The sequence below is a fragment of the Actinotalea endophytica genome, from assembly GCF_025717005.1.
In the GTDB taxonomy this organism is placed as follows: Bacteria; Actinomycetota; Actinomycetes; order Actinomycetales; family Cellulomonadaceae; genus Actinotalea.
The window spans coordinates 315,886-342,318 of record NZ_JAOVZU010000002.1 but is presented as its reverse complement, the minus strand read 5'-3'; the positions used below and the strand labels follow the sequence as shown (position 1 = coordinate 342,318).

Annotated in this window: 27 protein-coding genes; 21 read left to right on the top strand and 6 right to left on the bottom strand. The window is 73.7% G+C overall.

Going from position 1 to position 26,433, the window contains the following annotated elements:
* Positions 1 to 55 precede the first annotated feature (55 nt).
* The 11 genes from OEB99_RS04770 to OEB99_RS04720 all read left to right on the top strand — a co-directional run bounded on the left by OEB99_RS04770 (position 56) and on the right by OEB99_RS04720 (position 11,512).
* On the top strand, positions 56 to 934 hold the full coding sequence (locus tag OEB99_RS04770) for a fructose bisphosphate aldolase (protein ID WP_263508658.1): 879 nt from the start codon (positions 56 to 58) through the stop codon (positions 932 to 934).
* 82 nt (positions 935 to 1,016) lie between these two features.
* On the top strand, positions 1,017 to 2,117 hold the full coding sequence (rlmC, locus tag OEB99_RS04765) for a 23S rRNA (uracil(747)-C(5))-methyltransferase RlmC (protein ID WP_263508657.1): 1,101 nt from the start codon (positions 1,017 to 1,019) through the stop codon (positions 2,115 to 2,117).
* A 26-nt stretch (positions 2,118 to 2,143) separates the two neighbouring features.
* Entirely contained in the window at positions 2,144 to 2,932 is a 789-nt protein-coding gene (locus tag OEB99_RS04760; protein WP_263508656.1) for a sulfite exporter TauE/SafE family protein, read from the top strand.
* Positions 2,933 to 2,978: 46 nt separating this feature from the next.
* Positions 2,979 to 3,956, top strand: a complete 978-nt coding sequence (locus OEB99_RS04755; RefSeq protein WP_263508655.1) for a siderophore-interacting protein — start codon at positions 2,979 to 2,981, stop codon at positions 3,954 to 3,956.
* Positions 3,957 to 3,996: 40 nt separating this feature from the next.
* Entirely contained in the window at positions 3,997 to 5,049 is a 1,053-nt protein-coding gene (locus tag OEB99_RS04750; protein ID WP_263508654.1) for a FecCD family ABC transporter permease, read from the top strand.
* Positions 5,046 to 6,104, top strand: a complete 1,059-nt coding sequence (locus tag OEB99_RS04745) for a FecCD family ABC transporter permease (RefSeq protein ID WP_263508653.1) — start codon at positions 5,046 to 5,048, stop codon at positions 6,102 to 6,104. The genes OEB99_RS04750 and OEB99_RS04745 overlap by 4 nt, the downstream gene beginning before the upstream one ends.
* Positions 6,101 to 6,880, top strand: a complete 780-nt coding sequence (locus OEB99_RS04740; RefSeq protein WP_263508652.1) for an ABC transporter ATP-binding protein — start codon at positions 6,101 to 6,103, stop codon at positions 6,878 to 6,880. Before OEB99_RS04745 ends, OEB99_RS04740 begins: the two co-directional genes overlap by 4 nt.
* Before the next feature lie 65 nt (positions 6,881 to 6,945).
* Positions 6,946 to 8,088, top strand: coding sequence for an iron-siderophore ABC transporter substrate-binding protein (locus tag OEB99_RS04735; protein ID WP_318011386.1), 1,143 nt, complete (start codon positions 6,946 to 6,948; stop codon positions 8,086 to 8,088).
* A 109-nt stretch (positions 8,089 to 8,197) separates the two neighbouring features.
* Entirely contained in the window at positions 8,198 to 9,484 is a 1,287-nt protein-coding gene (locus OEB99_RS04730; RefSeq protein WP_263508651.1) for a wax ester/triacylglycerol synthase domain-containing protein, read from the top strand.
* A 309-nt stretch (positions 9,485 to 9,793) separates the two neighbouring features.
* Entirely contained in the window at positions 9,794 to 10,786 is a 993-nt protein-coding gene (locus OEB99_RS04725) for a phosphotransferase (protein ID WP_263508650.1), read from the top strand.
* A 24-nt stretch (positions 10,787 to 10,810) separates the two neighbouring features.
* A complete protein-coding gene (locus OEB99_RS04720) occupies positions 10,811 to 11,512 on the top strand; it encodes a GNAT family N-acetyltransferase (protein ID WP_263508649.1) in 702 nt (233 codons plus the stop codon).
* Here OEB99_RS04720 and OEB99_RS04715 read toward each other — a convergent pair.
* Positions 11,427 to 11,993: an ATP-binding protein gene (locus OEB99_RS04715; RefSeq protein ID WP_263508648.1), complete on the bottom strand. Its 567-nt coding sequence runs from the start codon at positions 11,991 to 11,993 to the stop codon at positions 11,427 to 11,429. The two genes, OEB99_RS04720 and OEB99_RS04715, sit on opposite strands and share 86 nt — an antisense overlap.
* 237 nt (positions 11,994 to 12,230) lie before the next feature.
* Here OEB99_RS04715 and OEB99_RS04710 point away from each other — a divergent pair, with 237 nt between their 5' ends.
* The 4 genes from OEB99_RS04710 (at position 12,231) to OEB99_RS04695 (ending at position 16,338) form a co-directional block, all read left to right on the top strand.
* Positions 12,231 to 13,394 carry an ABC transporter substrate-binding protein gene (locus OEB99_RS04710; protein WP_263508647.1) on the top strand — a complete coding sequence of 388 codons (1,164 nt, stop codon included), beginning with the start codon at positions 12,231 to 12,233 and terminating at the stop codon, positions 13,392 to 13,394.
* A gap of 276 nt (positions 13,395 to 13,670) precedes the next feature.
* Positions 13,671 to 14,432, top strand: coding sequence for an ABC transporter permease (locus tag OEB99_RS04705; RefSeq protein ID WP_263508646.1), 762 nt, complete (start codon positions 13,671 to 13,673; stop codon positions 14,430 to 14,432).
* Complete coding sequence (locus OEB99_RS04700) at positions 14,429 to 15,262, top strand: ABC transporter permease (RefSeq protein ID WP_263508645.1); 834 nt, start codon at positions 14,429 to 14,431, stop codon at positions 15,260 to 15,262. Before OEB99_RS04705 ends, OEB99_RS04700 begins: the two co-directional genes overlap by 4 nt.
* Positions 15,263 to 15,306: 44 nt before the next feature.
* Positions 15,307 to 16,338, top strand: a complete 1,032-nt coding sequence (locus OEB99_RS04695; protein ID WP_263508644.1) for an ABC transporter ATP-binding protein — start codon at positions 15,307 to 15,309, stop codon at positions 16,336 to 16,338.
* A 62-nt stretch (positions 16,339 to 16,400) separates the two neighbouring features.
* Here the strand turns inward: OEB99_RS04695 and OEB99_RS04690 are convergent, their stop codons facing one another.
* From OEB99_RS04690 to OEB99_RS04670, 5 genes are all read right to left on the bottom strand, one after another.
* Positions 16,401 to 17,114, bottom strand: coding sequence for a hypothetical protein (locus OEB99_RS04690; RefSeq protein WP_263508643.1), 714 nt, complete (start codon positions 17,112 to 17,114; stop codon positions 16,401 to 16,403).
* Between the two features lie 33 nt (positions 17,115 to 17,147).
* A complete protein-coding gene (locus OEB99_RS04685; RefSeq protein WP_263508642.1) occupies positions 17,148 to 17,921 on the bottom strand; it encodes an ABC transporter permease in 774 nt (257 codons plus the stop codon).
* Entirely contained in the window at positions 17,918 to 18,904 is a 987-nt protein-coding gene (locus tag OEB99_RS04680; RefSeq protein ID WP_263508641.1) for an ABC transporter ATP-binding protein, read from the bottom strand. The genes OEB99_RS04685 and OEB99_RS04680 overlap by 4 nt, the downstream gene beginning before the upstream one ends.
* Positions 18,905 to 19,100: 196 nt before the next feature.
* Positions 19,101 to 20,003, bottom strand: coding sequence for a permease prefix domain 1-containing protein (locus OEB99_RS04675; RefSeq protein ID WP_263508640.1), 903 nt, complete (start codon positions 20,001 to 20,003; stop codon positions 19,101 to 19,103).
* A complete protein-coding gene (locus OEB99_RS04670; protein WP_263508639.1) occupies positions 20,000 to 20,362 on the bottom strand; it encodes a PadR family transcriptional regulator in 363 nt (120 codons plus the stop codon). Before OEB99_RS04670 ends, OEB99_RS04675 begins: the two co-directional genes overlap by 4 nt.
* 141 nt (positions 20,363 to 20,503) lie before the next feature.
* On the opposite strand from OEB99_RS04670, the gene OEB99_RS04665 reads away from it, so the two are divergent.
* From OEB99_RS04665 to OEB99_RS04640, 6 genes are read left to right on the top strand one after another with little or no spacing between them, the layout of a single operon-like run.
* The gene (locus OEB99_RS04665) at positions 20,504 to 22,009 is read left to right on the top strand and encodes a trypsin-like serine peptidase (protein ID WP_263508637.1); all 1,506 of its coding nucleotides are present in this window, start codon (positions 20,504 to 20,506) and stop codon (positions 22,007 to 22,009) included.
* Positions 22,010 to 22,019: 10 nt separating this feature from the next.
* Positions 22,020 to 23,012, top strand: coding sequence for an MvdC/MvdD family ATP grasp protein (locus OEB99_RS04660; RefSeq protein ID WP_263508635.1), 993 nt, complete (start codon positions 22,020 to 22,022; stop codon positions 23,010 to 23,012).
* Between the two features lie 32 nt (positions 23,013 to 23,044).
* Entirely contained in the window at positions 23,045 to 24,151 is a 1,107-nt protein-coding gene (locus OEB99_RS04655) for an ABC transporter permease (protein WP_263508634.1), read from the top strand.
* A complete protein-coding gene (locus OEB99_RS04650) occupies positions 24,148 to 24,960 on the top strand; it encodes an ABC transporter ATP-binding protein (RefSeq protein ID WP_263508633.1) in 813 nt (270 codons plus the stop codon). Before OEB99_RS04655 ends, OEB99_RS04650 begins: the two co-directional genes overlap by 4 nt.
* The gene (locus OEB99_RS04645) at positions 24,957 to 25,817 is read left to right on the top strand and encodes an ABC transporter ATP-binding protein (RefSeq protein ID WP_263508632.1); all 861 of its coding nucleotides are present in this window, start codon (positions 24,957 to 24,959) and stop codon (positions 25,815 to 25,817) included. Before OEB99_RS04650 ends, OEB99_RS04645 begins: the two co-directional genes overlap by 4 nt.
* Positions 25,814 to 26,392 (top strand): TetR/AcrR family transcriptional regulator, encoded by a 579-nt coding sequence (locus OEB99_RS04640; RefSeq protein ID WP_263508631.1) that lies wholly within the window; start codon positions 25,814 to 25,816, stop codon positions 26,390 to 26,392. Before OEB99_RS04645 ends, OEB99_RS04640 begins: the two co-directional genes overlap by 4 nt.
* Positions 26,393 to 26,433: the final 41 nt, after the last annotated feature.

Here is a 26,433-nt window from a genome sequence, read left to right as displayed (position 1 = left end):
CGGTCGTCCCGCCGCCCGACCCGCGGGTCGATCGCCCTCCACGGGAGGAGGGGTCATGAGCGAGCAGTTCCACCAGATGGCGACCGGACGGGGCTTCATCGCAGCCCTCGACCAGAGCGGCGGCTCCACCCCGAGGGCCCTGCGCGCCTACGGCATCGAGTCGTGGGCGGACGAGGTGGAGATGTTCGAGCTCGTCCACCGGATGCGGACCCGGATCATCACGAGCCCCGTGTTCGGCGGGAACCGGGTGATCGGCGCGATCCTGTTCGACCGCACGATGGAGTCCACCATCGACGGCACAGGGGCGGCCGAGTACCTGTGGCAGGTCAAGCACGTCGTGCCGTTCCTCAAGGTCGACAAGGGGCTCGAGGACGAGTCCGACGGCGTGCGGCTGATGAAGCCGATCCCCGACCTGGACGACATGCTCGAGCGGGCGATCGGCCACGGTGTGTTCGGCACGAAGATGCGCTCGCTCGTCACGCTCGCGCACAAGGACGGGATCGTCGCCGCGGTCGACCAGCAGCTCACCGTCGCCCGCCGGATCCTGGACGCCGGCCTCGTGCCGATCGTCGAGCCCGAGGTGGACATCCACTCGCCCGAGAAGGCCCAGGCCGAGGACATGCTGCGGCACGCGCTGCTGCAGCGTCTCGACGACTTCCGGCCCGAGCAGCAGGTGTTCCTCAAGCTGACGCTCCCCGAGGAGCCCGGCCTGTGGGAGCCCCTGGTGGCGCACCCGCGGGTCGCCCGCGTCGCAGCGCTGTCCGGCGGCTACACGCGCGCCGAGGCGACCGCCCGGCTGGCCCGCAACCTCGGCGTGATCGCGAGCTTCTCCCGTGCGCTCACCGAGGGGTTGGACGTGCACCAGACGGACGAGGAGTTCGACCGCGTCCTCGACGAGTCGATCGAGTCGATCTACTCGGCGAGCCTCACCTGAGCGGTCGGGAGACCCGCGTCGCTCGCGCGGTCGGCGGCCCTCCCGACCCGGCAGCCTGACCGACCGGGCTTAGGCTCGCGACGTGCAGTGCGACTACTACGACGCCGCCCTGTGCCGGTCGTGCACGCTGCTCGAGCAGCCGTACGACGACCAGCTCGCCCGGAAGGTGGCCGGGGCGCGCGCAGCGCTCGGCGAGGGGGTGCGCTGGGAGCTTCCCGTCGCGAGCGCCGAGAGCGGCTTCCGCAACAAGGCGAAGATGGTCGTCGCCGGCACCGTCGAGGCGCCGACGCTCGGCATCCTGGACGGCGCCCGCGGCGTCGACCTGCGCGGGTGCGCGCTGCACACGCCCGGCATCACCGCGGCGCTGCCCGTCCTCGCGGCCTTCGTCACGGAGGCCTCGCTCACGCCCTACGACGTCGCGACCCGGCGCGGTGAGCTCAAGCACGTCCTGGTCACCGACTCCGGGACCGCGCTCATGGTGCGGTTCGTGCTGCGCTCGACCGAGGCCCTCGCCCGGATCCGCAAGCACCTGCCGCCACTCGTGGCCGAGCTCGGCGACCGGACCGTCGTGTCGGTCAACGTCCAGCCCGAGCACAAGGCCGTGCTCGAGGGCGAGCGGGAGATCGTCCTCACCGAGGCCGGGACGCTGCGCATGCCGGTCGGGGACGTGACGCTGCACCTGCGCCCGCAGAGCTTCTTCCAGACCAACACCGCCGTGGCCGGTGCGCTGTACCGCGACGCGGCGGCCTGGGTCGACGAGCTCGCGGTCCGGACCGCGTGGGACCTGTACTGCGGGGTCGGCGGGTTCGCGCTGCACCTCGCGCCGGGCCGGGACGTCCTCGGGGTCGAGCTCAGCGGCGAGGCCGTCGCCTCCGCCCTGACCAGCCGGGACGAGCTCGGCCTCACGGCGCGGTTCCAGGCCGGCGACGCGGCCGCGTTCGTGCGGGACGTCGAGGCCGTGCCGGACCTCGTCGTGGTGAACCCTCCGCGCCGCGGGCTCGGCGAGCTCGCGGGCCTGCTCGAGGCGTCCGGGGTGGCGCACGTGCTGTACTCGAGCTGCCACGTCGGGTCGCTGGGACGCGACCTGCGGGCGATGCCGTCGCTGCGGCCGGTCAAGGCGCGGGTGTACGACATGTTCCCGCACACCGAGCACCACGAGACCCTGGTCATGCTCCAGCGCTGAACGAGGGCGGCCCGTAGGGTGGGGCCGTGCCCGTCTCGCCGTCTCTTCGTCGATGGGTCGCGCTCATCCTGATCGGTGCCGCCGGTGGCGTGCTGTCCGGGATGTTCGGTGTCGGCGGCGGGATCATCATGGTGCCGCTGCTGCTCTCGTTCGGGGGCATGGACCAGCGTCAGGCGGCGTCGACCTCGCTGGTCGCGGTCCTGCCGACGTCGATCGTCGGGTCGATCAGCTACCTGGCGCGTGGTGAGGCGGACCTGCGGATCGGCGCGCTGGTCGCGATCGGCGGCATCGTCGGCTCGCTGATCGGGACGTGGCTGCTGCGCCGGCTGCCGATGGCGGCGCTGCGCTGGATGTTCATCGTGCTCCTGCTCGCCGTGGCGCTGCGGATGCTGACTGCGCAACCCGTTCGCGGGCACGAGGTCGAGTGGAACGTCGGCATCGTCCTCGGCCTCGTCGCGGTCGGCCTGGTCGCCGGGATCGCCGCCGGCCTGTTCGGGATCGGCGGCGGCGTGATCGTGGTCCCGGCCCTGATCCTGCTGCTCGGGGTCAGCGATCTCCTGGCCAAGGGCACGTCGCTGGTCGTGATGATCCTGACCTCGATCACCGGCACCGTCGCGAACGCCCGCCGGGGCCTCGTGGACGTCCGAGTCGGCATCGTGGTCGGCGCGTCGGCGTCGGCCGCCTCGTTCCTCGGGGTCGCGCTGGCATTCCTGCTGCCGGCCCGGCTGTCGAGCGTGCTGTTCGCGCTGCTGGTGCTCGTCACGGCCGCGCAGCTCTCGGTGCGGGCGGTGCGGGCACAGCGGCGCGGCGTCTGACGACTCCCGCGAGAGCCTCGGAGCAGGCCTTATGTAAGGTAAGGCTATGCTAAGTCGGACGCACCTGAGCCCTGTCGCGCGCCCGGCCTACCCCGCCTACCGCCCCTTCCGGGTCACGGTCCGGCGCCTCCTGCCACTCAGCCCGCACCTGGTCCGCGTCACCGTCACCGGGCCCGACCTCGCGGTCTTCGGCACCACGGGTCTCGACCAGCGCGTCAAGCTGATGTTCCCGCTGCGCGGCCGACTCTGCGAGATCGGCGCGGACGACGAGACCACCATCCGCGAGGGCGCCTGGTACGCGCGATGGCGAGCCCTCCCGGACGACGAGCGCTGCCCGCTGCGCACGTACACGGTGCGCCAGGTACGGCCCGACGTCGGCGAGCTCGACGTCGACATGGTCCGCCACGCCGACGGGGGCGGCCCCGCGGCGTCGTGGCTCGCGGCCGCCAGGGTCGGCGACGAGCTCGTCGTGGTCGGCCCGGATGCCCGCTCCGCCGAGGTGACCGGGATCGACTGGCGCCCCGGCCACGCACAGCACCTCCTGCTCGCCGGCGACGAGACCGCCGCACCGGCGATCTGCTCGATCGTGGAGAGCCTCGACGGGCCGACCGCGCAGGCGATCATCGAGGTGCCCAGCGCCGACGACATCCTCAGCGTCTACCCGCGCGGACGGTCCCGGATCACCTGGCTGGCCCGGGACGGCGGGTGCACCACGGCCGAGGGCGTGCGCGACGTCGCCCCGCACGGGCTCCTGCTCACCCAGACCGTGCGGACCTGGCTCACCCGGCACACCACGCTGCTCGCCGGAGCGCTCGGCACCCCGACCGAGCCGGACGACGTCGACATCGACGCCGAGCTCCTGTGGGAGAGCCCGCCCGACCCCGCCGGCGGCGACTTCTACGCCTGGATCGCCGGCGAGGCCGCGATGGTGCGGGACCTCAGACGCCTGCTGCGCGGTGCGATCGGGCCGGGCAACGCGGCGTTCCTCGGCTACTGGCGCGCCGGCCGTGCCGAGCCGCAGTGACACACCCGACGGCGACACGGACCACGTCGGGGACGCGGCGGTGAGCCCGCCCGCGTCGGCCCTCGATCCCGCGCCCGCAGGGCATCCTCCCGCGCGAGGCGTCCGACCGGGCGGAGCCGCCCTCGCCCGGACGCTCGCGATCGGCGCCGGCGTGCTCGCACTGCTCGTGGTGGTGAGCCTCGCAGTGGGCGCGCGCAGCACGCCGCTCGGCGACGTGGTCGCGGCGCTGCTCAGACCCGCGGACGCCGACCCGACCACCGTCGTGGTGGTGCGCGACCTGCGGGTGCCGCGCACAGTCCTCGGGCTCCTCGCCGGGGCTGCGCTCGGCGCCGCCGGGGTCGTGATGCGCGGGGTGACCCGGAACCCGGTCGCCGACCCCGGGCTGCTCGGGGTGAACGCCGGGGCCGCCCTCGGGGTGGTCGTCGCGCTCGGCCTCGGCCGCACCGACCTGGCCACGACGGTGGTCGCCGCGCTGCTGGGCGCCCTCGCCGCGGCCGCCGTCGTCGCGGCCGTCGCCGCCCGCACCGGGAGCCCGGCGCGGCTGGTGGTCGCGGGCGCCGCGATCACCGCAGGGCTGACCTCCGTGACCACGCTCCTGCTGCTCCAGGACCCCACGGCGCTGGACCGGTACCGGTTCTGGACCGTCGGCGCGCTCACCGGTCGAGGCCTGGACGCCGCCGCCGGCGTCGCGCCGCTCGTGCTGGCCGGGCTGGTCGGGGCGGTCGCGCTCTCCCGCCCGCTCGACGCGCTCGCCCTCGGCGACGACGTCGCGCGCGGGCTCGGCTACCGGCTCGGCGCGGTCCGGGCCGCCTCGGTGGCCGTCGTGGTCGCGCTCGCGGGCGCGGCCACCGCGCTGGCCGGCCCCCTGGTGTTCGTCGGCCTGGTCGCGGTGCACACGGCGCATCGGCTGGTGGGCGCACGGCACGCGCGCATGGTGCCGGTCGCCGTGCTCGCGGGTGCGGCCCTGCTGGTCGCCGCGGATGTCGTCGGCCGGGTGGTCGCCCCACCCGGCGAGCTGGAGGCGGGGCTCGTGGTCGCGGCGATCGGCGCGCCGGTGCTGATCGGCCTGGTGCGCAGCGGGAGCGTGCGATGACCGCGGCCGGGACGACGGCGACCGCGCAGCCCTCGCCGGACGGCGCCGCACGCGTGAGCGCCGGCGAGGTGGTGCGACGGCTCCGCGCGGTGGACACCCGACGCGGGGTGCTCGCGGTCGCGGGGCTCGGCGCCGTGCTGGTCGTGCTGGTCGGCGCGAGCCTGCTGCTCGGGGACGTGCGCGTGCCGGTCGCCGACGTGCTGTCTGCGTTGCGTGGCGAGCCCGGACCCGCCGCGTTCATCGTGACCGGGCTCCGCCTGCCGCGAGCGATGCTCGGCGCGGTGGTCGGTGCGCTGCTGGGGATGTCCGGGGCGCTGCTGCAGTCGGTGGTCCGCAACCCGCTCGCGAGCCCCGACGTGGTGGGGGTCACCGGCGGTGCGAGCGCCGCCGCCGTGCTCGCGATCGGCGCCGGGGCGGTCGGTGCGGGCGTCGACGTCGCGGCGCTGGGCGGCGCGCTCGGGGCCGCGGCGCTCGTCGTCGCACTCTCCGGGCGCGGGGTGCTCGGCACCCGGTTCGTCGTGGTCGGGGTCGCGGTCGCGTTCGCAGCGACCGCGGTGCTCGGCTACGCGCTCACGCGCGCGAACCTCACGGCTGCGCGCAGCGCGTACCGGTGGCTGGTGGGCTCGGTGGGCACCGCGGCCTGGTCCGACGTCGCGCGGCTGGCCGCGGTGCTCGCGGCGGTCTCGCTGCTCCTGGCCATCGCTCGGCGACCACTTGCCGCACTGCGCCTGGACGACGCGGCCGCCCGGGGTCTGGGTCTGCAGCCCGAGCGGGTCCGGACCGCGGCCGTGGCCGGCTCGGCGGTGCTCGCCGCTGCGGCCGTGGCTGCGGCGGGGCCGGTCGCGTTCGTGGCGTTCGTCTCGGGACCGCTGGCGCGGCGGCTGCGCGGCCACGGCCCAGCCCTGGCGACGGCCGCGCTGGTGGGCGCGACCGCGGTGGTCACCGCGGACCTCGTCGCGCAGCACCTGCCCGGCTCGCTCCAGCCGCCGGTCGGCCTGGTCACCGGCGCCCTGGGGGCGCCGTTCCTGCTGTGGGTCCTGTGGAGGGAAGCATGAGCCTTCGGGCCGAGGACGTCGTGCTGGGCTACCACGGCCCGGACGTGGTGCGGGGCGTGAGTCTCGACGTGCGGGCCGGTGCGCTCACCGTGCTCGTCGGGGCGAACGCGAGCGGCAAGTCGACGCTGCTGCGCGGGCTGGCACGGCTGCTCGAGCCGCGGTCGGGCCGGGTCACCCTGGAGGGCACCGACCTGCGCCAGATCCCACCGCGCCGTCTCGCCCGCCGGATCGGGGTGCTGCCGCAGGAGCCGCTCGCGCCGGAGGGGATCCGGGTGGCCGAGCTCGTCGCGCACGGCCGCTACCCGCACCAGGGGCTGTTCCTCGGTCACCGCAGCGACGACGACGCCGTCGTCGGTGCCGCGCTCGAGGCGACCGGCACGGCCGACCTCGCCGCTCGCCGGGTCGACGAGCTCAGCGGCGGGCAGCGCCAGCGGGTCTGGATCTCGATGGTCCTCGCCCAGGATCCCGACGTGCTGCTGCTCGACGAGCCGACGAGTGCGCTCGACGTCGCGCACCAGGTCGAGGTGCTCGACGTGCTGCGCGACCAGGTCCGCCAGGGCCGCACCGTGGTGCTGGTGAGTCACGACCTGACGCTCGGTGCACGGTACGCCGACGAGCTCGTGGTGCTGGCCGACGGGCGGGTAGTGGCTCAGGGCGACCCGGTGGCGACGCTCAGCGAGGAGGTGGTCGAGCACGCGTTCGGCGTGCGACCGCGCCTGCTCGCGGACCCCGACACCGGGCGGCCGGTGGTGCTCCCCCGACCTGCGTCCGGATGACGGACCGCGCTGCACGGTCGCGTCGCGTAGGCTTAGGTAAGCCTTACCTAAGTCCAGGAGGTTCCATGGCCCCCCGTCGTCGCACGCTCGGCCGTTCCGTGGTCCGGTGGTCCAGCTCGACCGCCCGCGCGGAACGGTCGGCCCGCATGCGCCGCGTGCTGCGCGCCCGGGCGCTGCTCGTCGCCGCCACTGCCGCAAGCCTCACGCTCGCGGGTTGCGCGGCCGGTGACGACGGCGCCACGTCCGGTGACACCGGGTCGAGCACCGGCACGTCGGCGGACACGGAGGCGGACTCGGCCGGCGATGCGTTCCCGGTGACCATCACCGACGCCTTCGGTGAGACCACGATCGACGCCGCGCCGCAGCGCGTCGTGACCTGGGGCTGGGGTTCGACCGATGCCGCGATCGCACTCGGCGTCGTCCCGGTCGCCATGCCCTACCAGGGCTACGGCGGCGACGCCGACGGCGTGCTGCCCTGGGTGCGCGAGGCCGTGGACGAGCTCGGCGCCGAGCTGCCCACCGTGCTGCCCGACTCCGGCGACGACGTGCCGTACGAGGCGATCTCGGCGGCCGACCCCGACCTGGTGCTCGCGCCCTACTCGGGCCTCACCCAGGAGCAGTACGACACCCTCAGCGCGATCGCGCCCGTCGTCGCCTACCCGGACCAGCCGTGGGCCACTCCCTGGCGCGACATCGTGACGATCACCGGTGAGGCCCTCGGCAGGACCGCCGAGGCGGAGCAGGTGCTCACCGGCATCGACGAGCAGATCGCCACCGCCGCCGCGGCCCACCCCGAGTTCCAGGGCAAGACCCTCGCAGCCGTCTGGGACGTCGGCACGACGTTCTACGTGTACTCCGACGCCGACCCGCGGGTGGAGTTCATGCTCGACCTCGGATTCGACCCGGCGCCCTCGGTCACCGCGCTCGACACCGACGAGTCGACGTTCTACTTCACGCTCTCCTACGAGCGCCTGGACGAGCTGACCAGCGACGTGCTGGTCGCCTACGCCGACTCCGACGAGAGCCTGCAGTCCTTCCTCGACGCGCCCTACGCCCAGGTGATGGGGCAGGTGAGCGACGGTGCCGTGGCCGGGCTGGTGGGTACGTCGCTGATCGCGTCGGTCTCGCCGCCGACGGCGCTGTCGCTGCCGTGGGGCCTCGACGACACCGTCGACGCGCTGGCCAAGGCCGCCGCCGCGGCCGGCTGAGCCTGGGTCAGACCGAGGCCGACGCAACCGGGCCGAGTCCCGCGACGCACGCAGCGACCGGGACGACGGTCCGGGGCGCTCCTCCCCCGCTCGCTGCCATGCTCGGCGGGTGCCCCCCAAGGACCGGATCAGCGCGGCCGACGCCGTCGAGCTGGCGACCGACGTCGGCCCGGCGCCACGGAACGTCGGCGTCGTGCTGCTGCTCGACGGCGGCGACCCCGCCGCGGTCGCCGAGACCGTCCACGAACGGCTGGCCGGCGTGCCCGCGTTCCGGCGACGCCTCGTGGTCCCGCGGTTCGGGCGGCCCTACTGGGTCGATGCGGCGGGCACGGCGAACCTCGTCCGCCGCCAGGGAGCGCCGAGCGGCGCCGACCCGGACCTGGTCGCCGCAGCCGCCACGGTGATGGTCGAACGACTCGACCCCGCGGCGCCCCTGTGGCGTGCCGTCGTGCACGAGCACGCCGGCGCTGCGGTCGCAGTGACGCTGGTGATGCACCACGTCCTCGCCGACGGGATCGGTGGGCTCGCCGTGCTCGCCGACCTCGCCGACGAAGGCCCCGCACCCGGGCCCTCGGGTCCGGGACCGTCCGTCGGCGCACCCACCGCCTCCGCGTCGGGCGCCTCGGCACCCGCCGCGTCCGCCCCCGCCGTGGCCACCCGCACCCGCCCTGGACGCCTGCACCGGCTCCGGTCCGCATTCGCCGAGCTCTCCGGCCCCCGGACGGCACCCCGCTGCTCGCTCAACGCGCCGAGCGGTCCGGACCGGGCCGCCCACCACGTCGAGGTCCCGCTCGACCCCGTCCGCACCGGTGCGCGGGCGCGCGGCGGCACGATCAACGACGCGCTCCTTGTTGCGGCCGGCGACGCGCTCGGCCGCACCCTCGCCGAGCGCGGCGAGCACCTCGACGACGTGGTGGTCTCGGTCGCCGTGTCCGCCCGCCGGTCCACCACGCGCGCCGAGCTCGGCAACCGGGTCGGGGTGATGACGGTCCGGGTCCCGCTGACCGGCGACCTCGGCGACCGGCTGCACTCCGTGGCCGCCGACAGCCGGCGGCGCAAGACGTCCGCGCGCGGCGCGTCCGCAGCGCTGCTCGGCCCGGCGTTCCGGCTGCTCGCGGCGACCGGGCTCTTCCAGTGGTTCGTGGACCGCCAGCGGATGGTGACCACGTTCCTCACCAACCTCCGCGGGCCGGCCGAGGTGCACCTCGGCGGCGTGCGGGTCCGTGCGCTCGTGCCGATCGGGATCCTCGCGGGCAACGTCACCGTCGCTTTCGCGGCGCTGTCCTACGCGGGCCGGCTCGGCGTGACCGTGGTGAGCGACCCGGCCGTCGTGCCGGAGGGCGACCGGGTCGCCGAGCGGGTCCGCGCGGCGCTGACCGAGCTGTCCACGGGGTGACCTGGCCACGCGGGTGCGACGACGCGCCGGGCCGTGACGCGGGAGACGGGTCGCCGACCGGGACGCTGACCGGGAACGCCGGCCGGTCGAGCGTGGACTCCTGAACCACCCACGCGAACGGCGAGCCCTAGCTCGGCGATCGGTCCCCGTCGCTTGCGGGTCCGCCATCGCTGCCCCCTTGCTGCACTCATCCGAGTACCCGCAGTCTCGGAGCGAGCCGTCGCCGCGAGCCGGCCCGGCACGGGGTCCGCGCGCCTCGATCACGCTCCGCTCACGGCGCTGGACGGCATCCGTGATGGGATGCGGGACATGACCGGGCCGGACGCACCGAGCGTGGAGATGCTCTGGGAGACGCACGAGCCCCACAGCGCCCTCCGGGAGAGGTTCGGGTTCGCGGCTCCGGCCGAGGCGGCACGCTGGGTCGCCGAGCTGCTGGACACCCACTGGGGTCTGGCCGGCGTCTGCGAGCGGGTCGTGATGAGCGACCGCAACGCCTTGGCGTGGGTCACGACGGCGTCCGGTCGCATCGTCGCGAAGTGGTCCGTCGCACCCGAGCGCTTCGGGACCCTCGCCGAGATCGCGCGCCTCACTGCCTGGCTGGACGGCCTTGGGCTGCCCGTGTCGGCACCCGTCGCGGCACTGGACGGGAGCCTCCAGGTCGCGGTGGACGGTGCGGCGTCGGTGGGCGTGCAGCGTGAGGTCCGGGGACGGCTCCTGGACACCACTGTTCCGACGCAGGTGCGGGCCGCCGGCCAGGCTCTGGCACGGCTGCACGGTGCGCTGGCGACCTATCCCGACGCCACCGTGGTCGTGCCACATCCCGGGCCGGAGCGGCCGCTCGCCGAGCGGATCGTCGCCTGGCTCGGCTCACCCCGGGCCGAGCACCTGCCCGCGGCTGATCGGCGGGCTGTACGACGTCTCGTCGCGACGGCACCCGCCGACCCGCTCCCGATCCAGCTCGTGCACGGCGACGTCCGCTCGGCCAACGTGTTGTGCGTGGCGGACGAGGTCGTCGCCGTCCTCGACTTCGAGGAGGCCAGGTGGGACCACCGGGTCGTGGAGCTGGCCCGCTCGGCGGTGCTGCTCGGGACGCGCTACCGCGAGTGGGGACCTGTCCCTCCGGCGGTGCACGCAGCCTTCCTCGCCGGCTACTGCTCGGTTCACGCACTGACCGCGGACGAGGAACGATGGTGGGACCTGCTGGTGCTCTGGCAGGCGTTCGCGATGGTGCCGTCCGGACCCGACCCGACCGGATGGCTGTCCTCGGCGGAGAGCCACCTGCGCCGACTGGTAGGCGGGTAGCCCCGGCGCGGCGAAGGGAGCAGCGTGATCGAGCAGAGCGCGGGTGGCCGGCGGCATCCGGCCGCCACGGCGTTGCCGTTGGTGGGTCGTCAGGTGCGCCTCGAGCCGCTCACCGAGCGACACGCAGCGGACCTCTGGCGCGCGTTCGCGGACGCCGACCCGAGCCTGTGGGACTACCTCGGCTACGGGCCCTTCGCCGACGAGGGCGACCTGCGCGCCTGGATCGCCGGCGCGACCCGGACGACCGACCCCTTCCTGTTCGCCTGCATCGACGCCGTGACCGGCCGGGCGCTCGGCTGGGCGGCCATCCTGCGGGTCGTCCCGGAGCACGGGGTCGCCGAGATCGGTCACCTCGCGTACTCCCCCGCGATGCAGCGCACGCCGATGTCCACCGAGGTGGCCTACCTGCTGCTGAGCGCGATCTTCAGCGCGGGCTATCGACGCGCGGAGTGGAAGTGCGACGCCGCGAACGCCCGGTCCCGACGCGCGGCGACGCGGCTCGGGTTCACCGAGGAGGGGACCTTCCGGCAGCACATGATCGTCAAGGGCCGCAACCGCGACACCTGCTGGTTCTCGCTGCTCGACAGCGAGTGGCCCGCTGCCCGCGCGGCGCTCGAGGCCTGGCTCGCTCCCGAGAACGTCAGCGCGACCGGTGTGCAGGTCCGTTCGCTGGACCAGATCCGCGCGGCGGGTACCGGAGGGAGCCCGATCGGGCCCGGTCGATGACCGCTTGCGCGATGTCCCGCGCCGGTGCGACGTCACGCAGCAGGTACCGAGCGTCGATGCCCGCGTCGTCGAACTCGTGCCACATGTGCTCGGTGGCGTCGCGGTCGGTGAAGCCGTGGCCGGTGCGCGCCGCCACGCGCCGGTGGCACTCCTCGAGCGGCGGGAGCAGGACGGCGTAGCTGAGCTCCTCGAGACCCGACTGCTCGAGGAACGTCGCGAGGAACCAGGGCCCGATCACCCCGTCGTAGACGACGTCACAGTGCCGCGCGAGTCGCCCCGTCGCCGCGGCCGCGGCCTGCGTCACCGCGTCGTTCTGCACGTGGGACTCCGGCAGCCAGGGTGAGATGGCGCCCTGCCGCAGGAACGCGAAGAAGTCGTCGCCGCGGACCAGTGCGCTGACCTCGAGCTGGTCCGCCACGAGCTCCGCGACGGTCGACTTGCCCACGCCCGGTGGACCGGCCACCACGATCAGGTCTCCCACATGCGCCCCCTCACGCTCGCCCCGGTGCCCTGGTCAGCAGGTGCGGCAGCACCTGGAAGTACTCGGTGACCGTACCGCCGAGCGCGCGGACGACACCCGGCCGGCCTGCGGCGCGCGAGATTCACAGTCGTGCCACCGCCCGTTCACCGGCCGGCCTCAGCGCGCTCGCTCTGGCTCGCTACACCTCGGTCTGGTGCTCGGCGCTCGCCTGCACCGTCGACCGACCGAGGGACATCGATGCGCAAGCACCCCCTGCTCGCCCCCCTGACGCTGGCCGCGCTCACGCTGACCGCGTGCGCGCCCGCCACGGCGTCCTCCGCCGACAGCTCGAGCTCCGACACGTCCGGCTCGAGCTCGTCGGCCGCCGCGGACGCCACCTCGTGCGGCACCACCGTCGACGAGATCGCCGCCGCGGCCGCTGCCGAGGGCACGGTCAACCTGATCGCCCTGCCGGACACCTGGGCCAACTACCAGGGCATCCTCGCCTCGTTCACGTCGACCTACGGGATCGACGCCCCGGTCGCGAACCCGGACGCGTCGTCCGCCGACGAGGTGACCGCGATCCAGACCCTGCGCGGCCAGCCGGACATGCCCGACGCGGTCGACGTCGGTCCGTCGTTCACCCAGCAGCTGATCGACGAGGGCTACGCGGACGTGTACGAGCCGACGGTCTGGGACGAGATTCCGGACGCGCTCAAGGACCCCGAGGGCCACTGGGTCGCCGCCTACTACGGCGTGATGTCGATAGCGACCAACACCACCTTGGTCCCCGACGCCCCGACCAGCTGGGCCGACCTGGAGGACCCGAAGTACCAGGGCATGGTCACGCTCAACGGTGACCCGCGCGAGGCCGGCGCCGCGTTCGCGGCGGTGATGGCCGCGTCCCTCGCGAACGGCGGCAGCTTCGACGACATCATGCCCGGCATCGAGTACTTCGCCGGGCTCAAGGAGTCGGGCAACCTGCAGACCATCGACGTCAACGAGGCCAACCTGCTGTCCGGCGAGGTCCCGATCGCGCTGGACTGGACCTACAACTTCCCGGCGATCACCCAGGAGATGTCCGACGCCGGCTTCGACATGCAGGTCACCGTCCCGTCCGACGGGGTCTACGGCGGCTTCTACGCCCAGTCCGTCGTGACCGAGAGCGCGCACCCCTGCGCCGCGCGGCTCTGGCTGGAGCACATCGTCGGTGACGACGGCGCCCTGGGCTACCTCGAGGGCGGCGCGATCCCGGCCCGGTACGCGACCCTCCTGGAGGAAGGCAAGGTGAGCGCCGACCTGGCCAAGAACCTGCCCGACGCCGACACGATCGCGCAGATCTCGTTCCCGACCCAGGAGCAGGTCGACCAGGCGAAGCAGGCCCTGGCCGACAACTGGGGCCCGATGGTCGCGGACAAGTGACGAGCACGCCGACACGAGCGATGGCGGGTCGCTCGTGACCGTCACCGTCGGCGGCGGGCCGGGCCCCCGGGCGGGCCGCGCGCGCCCCCCCCCGCCGCCCCCGGCCCGGGCCCGCGGGGGTCCGGGCCGGCGCCCGTCGACGAGGCGCGGCCGGCCATCGCGCCACGCCGCCCGTTCGCCGCCCGGCTGCGGCTGTGGCGGCCCGACGGCACCACGACCGCCCTGCTGGTCTTCCTGGCGTTCGTCGGGATCTTCCTGCTGTGGCCCACCGTGGTGGTGATCGGTCACGCGTTCGCGCCCAACGGTGTGCCCGGACTCGGCGCGATGTCCGAGGCGGTGTCCGGACCGTTCCGCAGCCCGTTCCGCAACTCGATCGTGCTGTCCGCCGTGACCGCGGTGATCGGCGGCGCACTCGGGCTGCTGCTCGCTCTCGCGGTCAAGGACCTGACCCGGCCACGCTGGCTGCGCCCCGGCATCGACGCGTGGTGCTCGGTCGCGTCGCAGCTCGGCGGCGTGCCGCTCGCGTTCGCGTTCGTCGCCGCGCTGGGCACCCAGGGGGTGGTCACCAAGGCCCTCGACGCCATCGGGATCGACCTGCTCGGCACCGGCTTCTCGCTGTCCAGCCTCGCCGGCCTCGTGGTCGTGTACCTGTACTTCTCGATCCCGCTGATGTTCCTGGTCGTGATGCCCGCCGTCGCGGGCCTGCGCGAGACGTGGCGCGAGGCGGCGACGTTGATGGGCGCCTCACCGTGGCGGTACTGGCGGTCGGTCGCCGCGCCACTGCTCGTGCCACCGGTGCTCGGTGGCGTGCTGCTGCTGTTCATCAACGCCTTCAGCGCGTACGCCACGGCGTACGTGCTGGACTCGAGCGGCCAGCTCGTGCCGCTGCAGATCCGGTTCGTGCTGCAGGGCAACGTGATCACCGGCGAGCAGGACCTCGGGTACGCACTGGTCACCTGGACCGTCGCGCTGCTCGCCGTGGGCCTGGCGGTGATGACGCTCCTCCAGCGTCGCGCGGCCCGTTGGGCGCAGGCGTGAGCGCCCCGGCGGTCCGGCGCAGCCGCGGCGGTGCGGTCGCGCGGTGGACGTTCCTCGGGTTGCTGGCGCTGTTCTTCGTGGTGCCGCAGCTCGCGATGGCCCGCTTCGCGTTCCAGAACGTCCCGGTCGTGATGCTCGACTCGAGCACCGTCCTCCAGGGCTGGTCGGCGCACCGCCTGATCGAGGCCCTGGCCGAGCCGGAGCTGTGGGTCTCGGCGCGCACCAGCGTGGTGCTCGCCGCGCTGGCCATCGCCCTGAACCTCGCGCTGCTGATGCCGCTCGCGGTGCTCGTCGAGGTGTACCGGCCGCGCCTGCGGCCGCTGGTCACCGCGGTGACGCTGCTGCCGTGGGTCGTCCCGCCGATCGCGCTCGTGGTCGGGGTCGCCGCGACGTTCCGCCAGGTCGCGCCGTGGTTCCTGGCCAGCCCGCTGAGCCTGGTGCCGTTCTACGCACTGTGGGCGATGCCGTTCACCTACCGCGCCCTGGACGCCGGGCTCCGCGCGGTCAACGCGCGAACCCTGGTCGAGGCCGCCCGCAGCCTCGGCGCGTCGCTGCCCACCGTGCTCGTCCGGGTGCTCGCACCCGCGATGAGCGCCGCGATCGTCGCGAGCGCGGGACTGACCGGGGCGCTCGTGCTCGGCGAGTTCGCGTTCGCGTCGCTGCTGCTGAAGAACACGTTGCCCACCTACCTCGTCAACTACCAACGCGGCGCACCCCAGGCGGGCATGGCGCTGGCGCTCACGGTGATGGTGTTCACGGCCGTCGGCATGGCGGGGGTCGTGCACCTGCTGCGCCGTCGCGGGCTGGGCGTCAGCACCGTGGGCGTGTGACCCGGACCTCCACGAACCAGCGAACGGACGGACAGCACAACGACATGGCAACCATCGAGATGATCGGCGTCCGCAAGGAGTTCGGCGCGACGGTGGCGCTCGCGGACCTGCACCTGAGCATCGGCTCGGGCGAGCTGGTCTGCCTGCTCGGCCCCTCCGGGTGCGGCAAGACCACCGCGCTGCGGCTCCTCGCCGGCTTCGAGACCCCGGACGCGGGCGCGATCCTGGTCGACGGGGACGACATCACGACCGTGCCGCCCCGGCGCCGGGGCTTCGGCATGGTCTTCCAGGAGTACAGCCTCTTCCCCAACCTCACGGCGCGGCAGAACATCGAGTTCGGCCTGAAGGTGCGCCGGGCCGGGAAGGCCGAGACGGCCGCGACGGTGGAGCGGCTGCTCACCATGACCCGGCTGGAGAAGCACGCCTCGAAGTTCCCGCACCAGATGTCCGGCGGGCAGAAGCAGCGGGTCGCGCTTGCCCGGGCGATCGCGACGCAACCGCGGCTGCTCCTGCTCGACGAGCCGCTGTCCGCGCTGGACGCCCAGGTCCGTGAACACCTGCGCGAGGAGATCCGGCGGCTGCAGCAGCAGGTCGGCGTCACCACGGTGTTCGTCACCCACGACCAGCACGAGGCGATGGCGGTCGCGGACCGGGTCGCGGTGATGCGCGACGGCGTGCTCGAGCAGATCGACCCGCCGCGCACGCTGTACTCGCGGCCCGCGTCGGCGTTCGTCGCCGGGTTCGTGGGCACGGTCAACCGGGTCGGCGCCCGACCCGAGCCGGACGGCTGGCGGGTCTTGGGCGCCCACGTGCCGGCCGTCGGGGAGGCCGTCACCGGCACGGCCGTCGTGCGCCCGGAACAGCTCGCGGTGCAGCGCGCCAACGGCACACCGGGGGTGTTCGCCACGGTCACCGGGGTCTCGTTCCTCGGCGCGCTGACCCGGCTGACGCTCGACCACCCGGACGAGGGTCCGCTGGTCGCCGACCTGATCGGACCGGAGGCGGACGGCTGGGAGGTCGGGGACCGCGCGATCGCCCGGGTCCGGGCTGACGCGGGGTCGGTCGTGCTCCAGTAGGGCCCCACCGCGCCCGGCGGCCGCCCGCGGCTCGTCCGCGCGGTCGAGCCGCGGGGGACCCGTCAGTTCGCGGCGCCGGCGTCGAACGTGAGCGACGCGTCCGGGGGCAACGGGAGCGCCTCCAGCGCCGGGTGCGCGAGCACCGCCTCGATCAACCGCGCAGGCCCGCCGATCACGGTGGAGTCGAGGTCGATCTCGGTGGCCAGGCACCACGACCGGTCGACCGGCCAGAGCAGGTTCGGGGTCTGGCCCCACGAGCCGAAGCCGGGGGTCGACCAGGGGCCGTCCGGGTCGAGCACCGCGGGCACATCGGCGATCGTGCCGCGGAACAGCAGGTACGAACGGCCGGGCAGCTCGAGCCGCGGCGCGGCGAGCACGTCCGGCGCGAACGGACCGCGCGCGAGCGTCGCTTCGCGCTCGGCCGCGTGCTGCTCCGCCGCGGCGCGCTCGTCGGGCGTCCACTCCCCGTCCCGCGCCCAGAGCATGCTCACGCCGCCCCCGCCGATCCAGCCGTAGCCGTCCCACAACGCGGCCACCACCTCGGCGTCCGTGCCGTCATGGCCCGCGATCGCCTCGACGACGCCTCGTAGCGAGGCGCCGCCGAGGGTCCCGACCGGCGGTGGCTCGCCGGGCCACCGGCCGACGCCGGGGTGCAGGACGCGCGCGTAGGCCTCGAACCCGGACGGCACGAGCGAGCCGATCCGAGCGCCCTGCGACCCGAGTCGCCCGACGAGCCAGTCACCGACGCAGGGATCGGGTTCGTGGTCCAACGTCATGGCACTCATCCTCGCGCGCCGGAGGCCCAGCGGTCACGCCGAACGCCGGTAGACGCGGAACGCCGCGGTGGCCGCGACCACCCCGAGCGCGCCCGCTGCGGCGAGCAGACCGAGGTGCACCAGGACCGAACCCCAGTCGGTGCTCGCTGACACGGCCTCGCGCCCGGCGACCACCGCCCACTCGAACGGGTTCAGTCGTGCGACCGCGCCCACCCAGGAGGGTGCGAGCGAGACGTCCATGATCGCCGAGCTGAGGAACATCACGGGGAATGCCAGCAGCTGCGAGATCCCGATCAGCGCATTGTGCTGCCGAGTGACGAGGGCGACCGCGTCGGACAGCGCCCCGAACACCACGGTCAGCAGCACGGCTGCGAGCACGAGCACGCCCACCCCGACCGCGCCGCCGTCGAAGCGCACCCCCGCCGTCCACGCGACCACGAGCAGGACCGCGGTCTGGAGCACGGTCAGCACCGACTGGTACGCGAGGGTCGAGACGATCATCGCGGTTCGGCTCGTCGGCGAGGTGAGCAGCCGGTCCATGACGCCACGCTCCATGTCCTGGATGTAGCCGGCCCCGGTCCACGCGGCCCCGAACATCGCCATCATCATGACCACCCCTGGTGTGAGGAAGGTCAGGTAGTCCCCACCGGTGAAGCCGGGGATCTGAGCGACCGAGCGGAACAGCTGGCCGAACAGGAGCAGCCAGATCAACGGCTGCACCAGGTTCATCGCGAAGAACGCGGGCACCCGGAGGAAGGCACGCAGCTGGCGCGCGGTGAGCGCGGCGGTGTGCACGACCGCGCTCATGCCGCACGCTCCGCCATGGCGGCCATGGACCGGCCGGTGTGCCGCAGGTACACGTCGTCCAGGCCGGGTCGGGCGACCGAGGCGGCCTCGACGCGCACCCCGGCCTCCTCGAGGGCGGCGATGAGCGGCGGGAGCAACGCCGCACCGCGTGCGGCCCTGGCCCGCAACGTCGCACCGTCCACCGTGACGTCCGCGAGCCCCGCCACGCGTCGGGCTGCGTCCACCGCTCGCCCGGCGTCGTGCCCGAGGCCGAGCTCGACCGCGAGCCCGTCGCCGGCCAGCGCCGACTTGAGCTCGTCCGGCGTGCCCTCGGCGACCACTCGGCCGTGGTCGACGATGACCACCTGGTCGGCCAGGCGATCGGCCTCGTCCAGGTAGTGCGTGGTCAGCAGCACCGTGACCTGCTCCAGGCGGACGAGACGCTCGATCTGCGCCCAGAGCTCGGCCCGGGCCTCCGGGTCGAGCCCGGTCGTGGGCTCGTCCAGGAACAGGACCTGGGGCCGGTGCACCAGCCCGACGGCCACGTCGAGCTTGCGCACCATCCCCCCGGACCACGTTCCGGCCCGGCGGTGTGCCGCATCGGCCAGGCCGAACACGTCGAGCAGCTCGGCGGCCCTCGTGCGGGCTTCGCCCGCCGACAGGCCGTGGAGCCGGCCGGCGAGGACGAGGTTCTCCGTCCCGGTGTCCATCGGGTCCACGACCGAGCGCTGGGCGACCAGGCCGATCGCCCGGCGGACCTGGTCCGGCCGGTGCGCCACGTCGTGGCCGGCCACGGTGGCCGTGCCGGCGTCCGCGCGGGAGAGCGTGGACAGGATCTTGACGGTGGTCGACTTCCCGGCCCCGTTGGGGCCGAGCAGGGCGAGCACGGAGCCGGTCCGGGCGGTGAGGCTCAGTCCGGCCAGGGCGGTCACGGGTGGTCGGCCGCGGCCGCCGGGGTAGGTCTTGACCAGGCCGTGCGCGTCGAGCGCGGGGCTGTTCTGCATGGTGTCTCCTCGGTGTCGAGTCGCCCGGGAGAGCACCCGCACTAGGCTGGGCGCGGTCTCGGGGTGACTGGGGCCCGCGTGAGCGGGAGGTCCTTCGAGCCAGGTGGCTCGGGCGTGGCAGCGCCCGGGCCACCGCCGGTTCAGCGGTTGGACGACCACCTCCCGGCACCGGCGCACCGTCCGGTTCGCACGGCGATCACTCCCCTCGGGTCTCGCTCGGGAACTGCATCCTCGCCAGCAGCACCATCTCGACGAGCACGGCGACCACCAGGGGTGTCCAGGACCAGAGCCAGCCGAGGCCCAGCCCGATCGCGACCGCCGCGGCGAGCGCCGCGAGCCAGACGACCCCCGAGTAGATGCCGAACCGTGCCGCCGCCGCCGGGTCGCGGGAGAAGCGGTCCTGCGACTGCACGGCAGCGTCCCGGACCCAGCCCTTCGTACGGTTGGTCTGGGTCACGCCGAGCGTGACCAACCCTGCGATCGAGACGACCGCGAGGCCCACCGTGGCCGCCAGCAGGCCGTCCTGGGTTCGGTCGCCGGCGTAGGTGGCCCCGAGCGCCACCGCGAGAACGCCGGCTGCGGCTGCTGCGCCCCATCCGACCGCGCGCGCCGGCGGCACCGGGTAGTGGGCTGTCGTCTCCTGGCGCAGGGCGACGACGACGATCGCGCAGGTCAGCAGCGCCCCGGCCAGGCCGACCAGCGTCGCGGACACCGTCGACATCACCACCGCACCGGTCGCACCGAGCGCGATCAGGGTGACCGTGGCGGTGAGGGCCGACGAGAGCACGACGAGGGCGGCGACCGCCGCAGGCCGCGGACGCACCTTGTGCATCGAGGCGAGGCGCGCCTGGGCGGCCCAGGAACCGGCAGGTGGCTCTGTCGCACCGTCGGCCGCGTCGACGACGACCGCTCGGAGGTCGCCGATCTCCTCGGCCGCGACCCGGGCAGCGTCGTCGGGCGACCGGCCGAGGGACTCGAGCTCGGCGACTCGCGCGAGCAGGTTGGTGCGCATCTCCTCCTTGAGGTCCTGGAGCTCCGGCGTCAGCTCGATGCCGGCGAATGCCTGGTCCAGGATGCGGTGGACGCTGGGCTCGGTCACGGTCGTCCGCCTTCGTGGTCGAGAAGGGTGTCGATGATCTGCTTGGTGGTGCGCCAGTCCGCGACGTTGCGTCGATAGACGGCCTGCCCGGCGTCGGTGATCCGGTAGTACTTCCGGCGACCCCCCTGGGTCTCGTCACCCCAGTAGGACTCGACGAGCCCGTCGCGCTCGAGGCGGCGGAAGCTCGCGTACAGGGTCGCCTCCTTGATCTCGTACTCGCCGCCGGTGGCGTCGCGGATCGCCTTGTGGACCTCGTAGCCGTACCGGTCCGAGCGGCGCAGGGTGCCGAGCACGATCGTGTCGGTGTGCCCGCGCAGCAGATCGGCGGCGAACGGGTCGGACGCAGGATGGCTGGGCACATCAAGTACTATATCAGCGTTAGTACATCATCTGGAAGAGCAGAGGCGCGGAACGCGTCCCGCCCACATGTCACAAGCCCACCACCCGGTGCTCCCTCTTCGGTGTCAGCGGCGTACGCCGCCCTGAACGAGGAGGCCCTCATGGCAACCAGCCGGTCGAAGAAGACGGCCACTCCCGTCGAGACCCCTGACACCGTCGACGCGCTCTTCCCCCCGCGCCTCGACAGGCTCGCGCTGCCGGAGGCGGCGCTCACCGGTGCCGGCCCCGAGTACTCGATGATCCTCGAGTCCATCTGCGGCACCACCGACGACTCCCAGCCGGTCGAGCAGTACGACGGCACGCTGGGCGTCACCACGCAGTTCGTCGGAGCGCACCAGAAGCCCGCGGTCCAGGTCCAGTGGAACAACAACCTCGGCGCGACCTACACGAACCCCGGCGACGTGTCCGGGGTCCGCTGGGGCAGTGCCACGCTGATCTCCCCCGACCTGGTGCTCACCTGCGGCCACCTGTTCGACCAGGACGTCAACGGGTGGACGGTGCCGCGGCAGAACGGCTCCGCCAACGCGATCCCGCCCTCGGAGATCGCCACGAACATGCACATCAACGTGCTGTACCAGGTGGACCCGAGCGGCACGCTGCGCACCGAGGTGTCGTTCCCGATCGTGCAGCTGGTCGAGTACCGCCTCGGCGGGCTCGACATGGCGATCGTGCGGGTCTCCGGCAACCCCGGATCGACCTATGGCTGGACCGCGGTCTCGCCCACCAACGCGGCGGTCGGCGACATGCTCGCGATCATCGGCCACCCGGCCGGACAGCCCAAGCGGATCGAGGCCGGCCCCGCCACCCAGCTGACCGGGTCGACCATCCGCTACAACGACATCGACACGCTGGGCGGCAACTCCGGCTCCGGCATCCTCCAGGCGTCCACCGGCGACGTCGTCGGGGTGCACACCAACGGCGGCTGCAACTCGGCCGGCACGGGCTCGAACTCCGGTGTGGCGATCGCGGCGATCATCGCCGCCTCACCGACCCTCCAGGCCCTGCCGCACGGGTCGCACACCGCACTCGGCGACGACTTCGCGACCATCCTCGCGGCGGACACCACCTCCGCGGCCGACCAGCTGCACACCCTCAAGGCGTTCGACCAGGGCGGCGTGACGCTCAAGGCGCTGGACACCCCGACGACCCTCAAGGCCGCCGACTCGCACACGGTCGCCGACATGCTGGGCACCTCGCTCGCGCTCGACACCCACCTCGGCGCAGACACCCTGCTCGCCGCGGACACCACCGTCTCGGCCGACCAGCCGCACACGGTGTGGGCCGGCGACGTGGCGACCGGCCTGGCGGGCGACGTGGGCACCGGCGCCGGCGGCGACCCGAACACCCTGGTCGAGGGCGTGATCGACCCAGGTTCGATCTTCGCGAACCCCGCTCTCGGCGCGCTCGGCGCACTCGGCGGGCTCCTGGGCGGGGTGCTGGGTGGAGCACGTCCGTTCGTGCAGGCGGGGCCGTACACCCCGGTCGGCGAGGAGGTCTCGCCGCTCGCGGCCATCGTCGGGGAGCTCGAGAACGCGATCGCGGCCGGGCAGGCCGTCCTCGCCTCGCTCGAGGCGATCCACCAGGCACTGACCTCCGACGAGATCTGAGGAGACCCGGGTGATCGGCATCGTCTCGCACACCGACGACCTGCACGCACGCGAGGTCACCGGGCACCTGGACGCGCTCGGCGCGCCCTGGGTCCTCGTCGACACGGGCCGGCTCCCCCGAGAGGTGTCGCTGACCTCCACCCAGACCGGCGAGCGCTGGCGCGCCGCCTGGGTGGAGGTCGGCGGACCGTCCGGCGCGCTCTCGCTCGACACCGACGAGCTGCACGCCATGTGGTGGCGCCGCCCGCAGCCGTTCACGTTGCACGACGACGTTCGCTCCGGCGTGGACCGCGCGTTCGCGCACGGCGAGTGCGCCGCCGCGGTCGGCGGGTTGTGGGCGTGCCTGTCGGCCCGGTGGGTCAACGACCCGGACCGCGACGAGGCGGCGTCCCGCAAGATGTGGCAGCTGAAGCTCGCCTCGGAGATCGGGCTCCGGGTACCCCGGACGTGCATGACCAACGACCCCGACCGCGCGCGGCAGTTCGTCGAGGCCGAACCGGAGGGCGTGGTGTTCAAGTCGTTCTCGGCGACCCCGCAGACCTGGCGCGAGACCCGCCCGGTGCGCGAGGTCGACCTGGGGCTGCTGGACAGCGTCCGGTATGCGCCGGTGATCTTCCAGGAGATGGTCCGCGGCGCGGACATCCGGGTGACCGTGGTCGGGACGGACGTGTTCGCCGCCGAGTTCCGCGCCGAGGAGTCCGGCTACGCGTACGACTTCCGGATGGACACCGCGCACTGCCCCACCTCGGTGCACCGCCTGCCCGAACCGGTCGTGGAGAAGCTGCAGGAGCTGATGCGCCGGCTCGGCCTGTGGTACGGCGCGATCGACCTGCGGTTCACCGGCGAGGACTACGTGTTCCTGGAGATCAACCCGGCCGGCCAGTGGCTGTTCGTGGAGTACGCCACCGGGCTGCCGATCTCGGCGTCGCTCGCCGGGCTGCTCAGCCGCCTGGACACGCCGGTCTCGCCGAGCACTCGGAGGAACTTTCTCAACGCTCGTTGATAATTGCTGGTCAGGCGCGTAACGTCGGCCCCATGCGAGCCATGGTGGTCAAGGAGTTCCGTGAGCTGCGTCGCGACAAGCGCACGCTGGCGATGATCGTCTTCATGCCGTTGCTGCTGCTGGTGATCTTCGGCTATGCAGCCAACTTCTCGATCGACACCGCGAAGACGGAGGTCGGGGGCGGCCAGGCCGACCAGGTCGCGGCGATGCTGCCGGACTACTTCGACGTCACCGCCGTCGATGCGAGCCTCACCGCCGACGACGCCCACGACCTGCTGAGCCGGCGCGACGCCGACGTCGTGATCATCGCGGACGCGCTGCCCGCCACGGCCTACGTCGACGGGTCGAACCTGTTCGCCGCGCAGGCCACGGTCTCGGTGCTCAACCGGGTCGGCGCCGACACGGTCACCACCGACGTGCTGTTCAACCCCGACCTGGAGACCTCGTGGGTGATGGTCCCCGCGATCATCGGCCTGATCCTGACCTTCATCGGCACGATCGTCACGAGCATCGGGCTGGTCCGGGAACGTCAGACCGGCACGCTCGAGCAGCTCGCCGTCATGCCGATCCGGGCGAGCACCGTCATCCTCGGCAAGATCGCCCCGTACTTCCTGCTCGCCGCGTTCGACATGACCGTGGTCACGGTGCTCGGCGTGTGGCTGTTCGACGTGCCCTTCAACGGCAACGTCGCGGTGTTCGCGCTCGGCGCCGCGATCTTCCTGTTCGTGGTGCTCGGCATCGGGGTGTTCATCTCGACCGTGTCGCAGAACGCCGGGCAGGCCATCCAGGCCGCGTTCATGCTGATGCTCCCGCAGATCCTGCTCTCCGGCGTGATCTTCCCGCTCGACGCGATGGCCGCCGGGGTGCGCTGGATCGCCTACGGCCTCCCGTTGACGTACTTCACGATGATCTCCCAGGGCGTCATGCTGCGGGACGCCCCGCTGGACTCGCTGTGGCTACCGTTCGGCGCCCTGACCCTGATGGCCCTGCTGATCTTCAGCGGCGCGGTGCTGCGGTTCCGCCGCGACCTCGCACCGGCCCGGCGCCACACCGCGCACGGCGAGCACGCGGCGCACAGTGATCAGCACAGCGATCAGCACAGTGACCAGCACGGCGAGCACGCGGCAGGTGCCCGGTGAGCTGGGGTCTGCACGAGGTCACCGTCCGGTTCGGCCACCAGGTCGCGCTCGACCAGGTGTCGGTCGAGGCCGTGCCCGGCCACGTGATCGGGTTGGTCGGCGGGGACGGCGCCGGCAAGACGACCGTGCTGCGCACCCTCGTCGGCGAGGTGGTCCCCGCGTCCGGCACGGTCCGCGCGCCCGACGCGCACCGGATCGGCTACCTGCCGGCGAGCGCGGGCTCCTGGGCCGAGCTGTCCGTGCAGGAGAACGTCGACTTCGTCGGCCAGTCCTTCGGGCTGTCCCGCACCGACCTCGGCGAGCGCGCCGACCGGCTGCTCGAGCGCGCGGGGCTGGACGCCGCCCGCAACCGGCTCGCCCGCCAGCTGTCCGGCGGGATGCGGCGCAAGCTCGGCTTCTGCCTGGCGATGCTCGCCGGCCCCGACCTGCTGGTGCTCGACGAGCCCAGCACCGGGGTCGACCCGGTCAGCCGGGTCGAGCTGTGGCGGATGGTGTCCGAGGCGGCCGCGGCCGGGACCGCCGTGGTGATGTCGACCACCTACCTCGACGAGGCGGAACGCTGCGGCGAGCTCGTGGTGCTCGACGAGGGCCACACCCTGGTCTCCGGCCCGCCCGCCGACGCGCTGCAGGCGATGGTCGGCACCGTGGTGCGGGTGGCCACGCCGACCCACCCCGAGCGTGCCTGGCGGCGGGGCCGCGAGCACCACGAGTGGTTCCCGCCCGGTGAGCAACCGGTCGGGACCCCGGTGACCCCCGACCTCGAGGACGTCGTGATCGCGGCGTCCCTGGCCCGGAGGGTCGAGGCATGAGCGCGCTGCTGGAGGCCCGCGGGTACAGCCACCGGTTCGGCGACCTGCTCGCCGTCGACGACGTGTCGCTCCGGGTGGAGCCCGGTGAGGTCGTCGGTCTGCTCGGTGCGAACGGCGCCGGCAAGACGACCCTGATCCGTGCGCTGCTCGGCCTGCTGCCGACCCGCGACGGCGAGATCCGGTTGCTCGGCGGGCCCCCGACCCGCGACGCGCGGCGCCGGGTGGGGTACGTCCCGCAGGGCCTCGGGCTGTACGACGACCTGACCGTCCAGGAGAACGTCGAGTTCGTCGCCCAGGCCTACCGCGCGACGGTGCCGTCGCTTCCGGAGGACCTCGCCGACCACGCCGACACCCTGGTCGGTGCGCTCGCGCTCGGGTCCCAGCGCCGGCTGGCGTTCGTCTGCGCCCTGCTGCACTCCCCCGACGTGCTCGTGCTCGACGAGCCGACCTCGGGCGTCGACCCGCTGGCCCGCGCCCGGCTGTGGGACACCGTGCGCGAGCACGCCGAGCGCGGCGTCGGGGTGCTGGTCACGACGCACTACATGGCCGAGGCCCAGCAGTGCGACCGGCTCGTGCTGATGGCCGCCGGGCGGGTGGTCGGCGAAGGCAGCGAGACGGACGTGGTCGGCGGCGTGCGCGCCGTCGAGGTCCGCACGGACCGCTGGGGCGACGCCTTCGCCGCGCTGCAGAGCGCGGGCCAGGCCGTCACCCTGGCCGGGCGTTCCGTGCGGGTCGCCGACGGCGATCCGACGCTGCTCGACCGCGTGCTGCGCGACGCCGGCGTGACCGCCGAGCTCGTCCAGGTCCCCGCAACCATCGAGGAGCGCATGGCGGTCCTCGCCCAGGCCAAGGCATGAGCCCTCGGCGCGCGCCCGGCGAGAGTCGCCAGGCGATCCTCGACGCCGCGCGCCGGCTGTTCGGCGAGGTCGGCTACCAGGGCGCGACGATCCGCCGGATCGCCCGCGACGCCGGGGTCGACCCGGCGCTCGTGATCCAGTACTTCGGCAGCAAGGACGGCCTGCTCGAGGCGTGCCTGGAGGTGCCGCTCGACGTGGAGCTCGTGCTGTCCGGTGCACGTGAGCACGGCGATCTCGGTACCGAGCTCGTGCGGCGAGCGCTCCGCGCCTGGGAGGAGCCACGCACCCGCGACGCGATCCTCAGCCTCATCCGCACCGGGCTCTCGCACGAGCGTGCCGCCGAGGCGCTCAGCGCACTGATCTCACGTGCCGTGCTGAGCGTGGTGCAACGGGTCGCCTCCGGTGACGACGCCCCACTGCGTGCAGCGCTGGCCGGCTCGCAGATGGCCGGGCTCATCATCGGCCGGGTCGCGCTGCGCGTCCCCGCACTGGTCGAGGCCGACGCGGACCGGATCGCGGCCGCGGTGGGCCCGACCATCACCCGCTACCTGGTGGGGGACCTCACGACGGTGTGAGTCTGTGCCCCGGGCGGCGGCCGGGCGGGTTCCGCGGTGAG

Excerpts from the sequence above, each read along its gene's own strand:
- OEB99_RS04740 (WP_263508652.1), top strand. The coding sequence starts at position 6,101 with ATGAGCCTTCGGGCCGAGGACGTCGTGCTGGGCTACCACGGCCCGGAC.
- OEB99_RS04640 (WP_263508631.1), top strand. The coding sequence starts at position 25,814 with ATGAGCCCTCGGCGCGCGCCCGGCGAGAGTCGCCAGGCGATCCTCGAC.
- OEB99_RS04690 (WP_263508643.1), bottom strand. The coding sequence starts at position 17,114 with ATGACGTTGGACCACGAACCCGATCCCTGCGTCGGTGACTGGCTCGTC.
- OEB99_RS04665 (WP_263508637.1), top strand. The coding sequence starts at position 20,504 with ATGGCAACCAGCCGGTCGAAGAAGACGGCCACTCCCGTCGAGACCCCT.
- OEB99_RS04710 (WP_263508647.1), top strand. The coding sequence starts at position 12,231 with ATGCGCAAGCACCCCCTGCTCGCCCCCCTGACGCTGGCCGCGCTCACG.
- OEB99_RS04695 (WP_263508644.1), top strand. The coding sequence starts at position 15,307 with ATGGCAACCATCGAGATGATCGGCGTCCGCAAGGAGTTCGGCGCGACG.
- OEB99_RS04645 (WP_263508632.1), top strand. The coding sequence starts at position 24,957 with ATGAGCGCGCTGCTGGAGGCCCGCGGGTACAGCCACCGGTTCGGCGAC.
- OEB99_RS04770 (WP_263508658.1), top strand. The coding sequence starts at position 56 with ATGAGCGAGCAGTTCCACCAGATGGCGACCGGACGGGGCTTCATCGCA.
- OEB99_RS04735 (WP_318011386.1), top strand. The coding sequence starts at position 6,946 with ATGGCCCCCCGTCGTCGCACGCTCGGCCGTTCCGTGGTCCGGTGGTCC.
- OEB99_RS04755 (WP_263508655.1), top strand. The coding sequence starts at position 2,979 with ATGCTAAGTCGGACGCACCTGAGCCCTGTCGCGCGCCCGGCCTACCCC.
- OEB99_RS04655 (WP_263508634.1), top strand. The coding sequence starts at position 23,045 with ATGCGAGCCATGGTGGTCAAGGAGTTCCGTGAGCTGCGTCGCGACAAG.
- OEB99_RS04745 (WP_263508653.1), top strand. The coding sequence starts at position 5,046 with ATGACCGCGGCCGGGACGACGGCGACCGCGCAGCCCTCGCCGGACGGC.
- OEB99_RS04680 (WP_263508641.1), bottom strand. The coding sequence starts at position 18,904 with ATGCAGAACAGCCCCGCGCTCGACGCGCACGGCCTGGTCAAGACCTAC.
- OEB99_RS04725 (WP_263508650.1), top strand. The coding sequence starts at position 9,794 with ATGACCGGGCCGGACGCACCGAGCGTGGAGATGCTCTGGGAGACGCAC.
- OEB99_RS04685 (WP_263508642.1), bottom strand. The coding sequence starts at position 17,921 with ATGAGCGCGGTCGTGCACACCGCCGCGCTCACCGCGCGCCAGCTGCGT.